At 57.4% G+C, this 4493-nt stretch carries 3 protein-coding genes and 1 pseudogene; 2 read left to right on the top strand and 2 right to left on the bottom strand.

What is annotated here, in order from left to right; translation table 11 throughout:
• Positions 1 to 192 (bottom strand): annotated as a pseudogene (locus tag AC1DRN_RS29670) (NAD(P)(+) transhydrogenase (Re/Si-specific) subunit alpha); the annotation flags it as partial.
• A gap of 435 nt (positions 193 to 627) precedes the next feature.
• Complete coding sequence (locus AC1DRN_RS29665; protein WP_223464005.1) at positions 628 to 1527, bottom strand: LysR family transcriptional regulator; 900 nt, start codon at positions 1525 to 1527, stop codon at positions 628 to 630.
• Positions 1528 to 1684: 157 nt separating this feature from the next.
• On the opposite strand from AC1DRN_RS29665, the gene AC1DRN_RS29660 reads away from it, so the two are divergent.
• Complete coding sequence (locus AC1DRN_RS29660) at positions 1685 to 2866, top strand: acyl-CoA dehydrogenase (protein ID WP_008053124.1); 1182 nt, start codon at positions 1685 to 1687, stop codon at positions 2864 to 2866.
• Between the two features lie 11 nt (positions 2867 to 2877).
• Positions 2878 to 4098, top strand: coding sequence for a CaiB/BaiF CoA transferase family protein (locus AC1DRN_RS29655; protein ID WP_223464006.1), 1221 nt, complete (start codon positions 2878 to 2880; stop codon positions 4096 to 4098).
• Positions 4099 to 4493: the final 395 nt, after the last annotated feature.

Genomic DNA, 4493 nt, shown 5'->3' with positions numbered 1-4493 from the left:
AAACGCGTCATTGGCGCTGCCAATGGTTGCGCCGGCCGCTTCATAGGCACTGTCGACAACGCTGGCATTGACGCCGGCGCCGCTTTGTACAGTGACCTTATGACCCTGGCTGATCAGCTTCTTGATGGTTTCCGGGGTTGCGGCAACCCGTGTTTCACCGGTCTGGGTTTCGAGAGGAACACCAATGTGCACGTCAAATCTCCTGCGTGATCTTGTTGAGTAAACCCAGGCACTACGGATGGTGCGGCTGGGGCGGCCGATCAGCACGATCCCGCCGAATCAGGGCGGGGCGCGGCATTTTGCAGGCGAACTTTGTGCCCTTCAAGGGATTATGACGGGTGACGGAAAATTAACTACAAGTCACCCCGTGACCGAATGTCGCAACCAACCGGCTCTATCCCTTGCAGACCGTGCTTTGCAAGGATTCTGGCCGAAATTGAAGAATTTACACATCGGCCGTATGAATGATGCGGCATCGCTTCGAAATAGTGGCGCAAAGCCGCGTGGTCAGGCGCTTGTGGGACGTTTGTACGACTTCTCGACACAGTTTGCTGGTATGCGACAAATACGTATATCTGTAGGTCTTTATATTTGCTGACTACGGGGTCAGGTAACGCTAATAGTCCTTTATCCTTCTAGGTTGTAGCTGTGCGCCTGATTTACCAGCCAGTCACGAAATGCCCTCAAAGACGCGGACTCGACCTTTCGCTCAGGAATCATCAGGTAATAAGCCTTGATGCTGGACAGTGCTTGCGGGTTGGCGATCACCAGGCGTTTCTCTTTCAGCTCACGTTGAATCAGGAACGGCGGGATCAGGGCAATGCCCATGTCGTGCATGGCCGCCTGGGCGAGCATGGAGAATAGCTCGTAGCGGGGGCCTGTCATGTCTCGCGGGACATTCAGGTGTTGGGAATCGAACCATTGGCGCCAGGCATAGGGGCGGGTGGTTTGTTGCAGAAGAGGTAGGTCGGCGATTTCGCCGGGCGTCAGACTGGTCTTGTTTCCGAGCAGGTTGGGGCTGCAAACGGGCATCGGATTTTCACCCATCAGCCTGTGGGACTCTGTACCCGACCAATCCGCATCGCCGAAATAGATCGCCGCATCGAAATCAGTGTCGGCAAACAGGAACGGTCGTGTGCGGTTGGTCAGGTTGACCGTCACTTCCGGGTGTTTTTGCTGGAAGTCCTTGAGTCGCGGCAGCAGCCATTGGGTGCCGAAGGTCGGAACCACCGCCAGTTCGATCACATTGGCACCTTGCTGGCCCATCACGGACAAGGTGTCGCGCTCAACGGCATCGAGTTGAGTGGCCACTCGACGGCTGTAGGAGAGGCCGGCTTCCGTAAGCTTGACCCCGCGCCGCGAGCGTCGGAACAGTTCCACACTGAGGAACTCTTCAAGGCTGGCGATCTGTCGGCAAATCGCCCCTTGGGTCAGCGAAAGTTCCTGGGCGGCCTTGGTGAAGCTTTCGTGGCGCGCCGCGGCCTCGAAGCTGATCAGGGCGGTGGTGCTGGGTATCTTTCTGCGCATGTACGTCAACCTCACTAATACATCGCATAAATGCTCTTTTGCGATGTTTCGGAGTGATAAATTAGCACAACACTATGCGAAATCCTCGTTTGCCGTGGCCCCGTTCCGGGCCTAGGATCAGTCCACGTTATTTGACCCGATTCGAGAGGACACACTCATGGGCGGTAAAGCTAGCTTCAACTGGATCGATCCCCTGCTGCTGGATCAACAGCTCACTGAAGAAGAACGCATGATTCGCGACACGGCTGCGCAATTCGCTCAGCAAAGCCTTGCGCCGCGCATCCTCGAAGCTTTCCGTCATGAGAAGACCGATCCGGCGATCTTCCGCGAAATGGGCGAAGTCGGCCTGTTGGGCGCAACCATCCCCGAGCAGTACGGTGGCAGCGGCCTGAACTATGTCAGCTATGGCCTGATCGCCCGTGAAGTCGAGCGCATCGACTCCGGCTATCGCTCGATGATGAGCGTGCAGTCCTCGCTGGTGATGGTGCCAATCAATGAATTCGGTACTGAAGCGCAGAAGCAGAAGTACCTGCCGAAACTGGCGTCGGGCGAGTGGATCGGCTGCTTCGGCCTGACTGAGCCTAACCACGGCTCCGACCCGGGTGCGATGATCTCTCGTGCGCGCAAAGTGGAAGGCGGCTACAGCCTCACCGGCAGCAAGATGTGGATCACCAACAGCCCGATCGCCGATGTGTTCGTGGTCTGGGCCAAGGACGATGCCGGCGACATCCGCGGCTTCGTTCTGGAGAAAGGCTGGAAAGGCCTGAGCGCTCCGGCGATTCACGGCAAAGTGGGCCTGCGGGCTTCGATCACCGGTGAAATCGTGATGGACAACGTGTTCGTTCCGGAAGAGAACATTTTCCCGGACGTCCGTGGCCTGAAAGGTCCTTTCACTTGCCTCAACTCGGCACGTTACGGCATCTCCTGGGGTGCGCTGGGTGCAGCCGAGTTCTGCTGGCACACCGCTCGCCAGTACACCCTGGATCGTCAACAGTTCGGTCGCCCGCTGGCCGCCACTCAGTTGATCCAGAAGAAGCTGGCCGACATGCAGACTGAAATCACCATGGCGCTGCAAGGCTGCCTGCGTCTGGGTCGCATGAAGGACGAAGGGACCGCTGCAGTCGAAATTACCTCGATGATGAAGCGCAACTCTTGCGGCAAGTCCCTGGACATCGCGCGCATGGCTCGCGATATGTTGGGCGGCAACGGCATCTCCGATGAGTTTGGTGTCGCGCGTCACCTGGTCAACCTGGAAGTGGTGAACACCTATGAAGGTACTCATGACGTCCATGCACTGATCCTTGGTCGTGCGCAAACCGGCCTCCAGGCGTTCTATTAAGGAGAACGTCCATGGGCGCGCTATCGCATCTACGGGTACTGGATTTATCGCGGGTGCTGGCCGGGCCTTGGGCCGGGCAGATCCTGGCCGACCTTGGCGCCGAAGTGATCAAGGTCGAGCGTCCGGGTAACGGCGATGACACGCGCGCCTGGGGGCCGCCGTTCCTTAAAGACGCTTATGGCGAGAACACCAGCGAGGCCGCCTATTACTTGTCGGCCAATCGCAACAAACAATCGGTCACCATCGACTTCACACGCCCTGAAGGGCAGAAGCTGGTGCGAGAGCTGGCGGCCAAGTCGGACATCCTGATCGAGAACTTCAAGGTTGGCGGCCTGGCGGCTTATGGCCTGGACTATGAATCGCTGAAGGCGATCAATCCGGATCTGATCTATTGCTCGATCACCGGGTTTGGCCAGACTGGTCCTTACGCCAAACGTGCGGGTTATGACTTCATGATCCAGGGGCTCGGCGGCCTCATGAGCCTGACGGGGAGACCTGAAGGTGATGACGGCGCGGGCCCGGTGAAGGTTGGCGTGGCGCTGACGGACATCTTGACCGGGCTGTATTCGACTGTCGCGATCCTGGCTGCGCTTGCGCATCGGGATCATGACGGTGGTGGTCAGCATATCGATATGGCTCTGCTGGACGTGCAGGTGGCTTGTCTGGCCAACCAGGCGATGAACTACCTGACGACAGGCAATGCGCCTAAGCGCCTGGGTAATGCTCATCCGAATATCGTGCCCTATCAGGATTTTCCTACGGCGGATGGCGATTTCATCCTTACCGTCGGGAACGATGGGCAGTTCCGCAAGTTCGCGGAAGTGGCCGGGCAGCCGCAGTGGGCGGACGATACGCGTTTTGCCACCAATAAGCTGCGGGTGGCAAACAGGGCGGTACTGATCCCGCTGATCCGCCAAGCAACGGTGTTCAAGACGACCGCTGAATGGGTGGTGCAACTGGAACAGGCTGGCGTGCCATGCGGGCCTATCAATGACGTAGCGCAGATGTTTGCCGATCCTCAGGTCAAGGCGCGCGGGTTGGCTATCGAGCTGCCGCATGCACTGGCCGGGATGGTGCCTCAGGTGGCGAGCCCGATTCGACTGTCGGAAACGCCGGTGGAGTACCGTTTTGCACCTCCTCTGCTGGGTGAGCACACGCTGGAAGTTTTGCAGCGGGTGTTGGGCCTGGATGCCGGGGCGGTGTCCGCATTCAAGGCTTCGGGCGTTCTCTGATTGGTTTCTTCTATATAGAGGGGTATTTCGGCTCCTCTATATAGGCACCCTTTGGGGTGTTTTGCTGCTTTCTGCCGCTTATTGATAGAAAACCTAAATCAGTGCTTGACGGCAGATTTCAGATCTCTATAATTCGCCCCACTTCCGGCGCAGTCGAAACGGAAAACTCCTTGGCAAACAATGAGTTACGCAGTTTTCGGCAGCAGGTTGCTTCAGTTCATCGAAGCCAAAAGGGAGTTGAAAAAGAGGTGTTGACAGCAGCGTGTAACGCTGTAGAATTCGCCTCCCGCTGACGAGAGATCTGAAGCGCAAGTGGTTGAAGTTGAAAAGGAAACTTGGAAAACTTCAGAAAATAATCACTTGACAGCAAATGAGGCTGCTGTACAACTGTAGAA

The organism is Pseudomonas sp. P5_B3 (assembly GCF_056400405.1).
The sequence above is the reverse complement of the archived record's forward strand: the minus strand, read 5'-3'. Positions and strand labels throughout refer to the sequence as shown.

What these genes read in the sequence shown, in the direction of transcription:
- AC1DRN_RS29655 (WP_223464006.1), top strand. Translation starts at nt 2,878, where the DNA reads ATGGGCGCGCTATCGCATCTACGGGTACTGGATTTATCGCGGGTGCTG.
- AC1DRN_RS29665 (WP_223464005.1), bottom strand. Translation starts at nt 1,527, where the DNA reads ATGCGCAGAAAGATACCCAGCACCACCGCCCTGATCAGCTTCGAGGCC.
- AC1DRN_RS29660 (WP_008053124.1), top strand. Translation starts at nt 1,685, where the DNA reads ATGGGCGGTAAAGCTAGCTTCAACTGGATCGATCCCCTGCTGCTGGAT.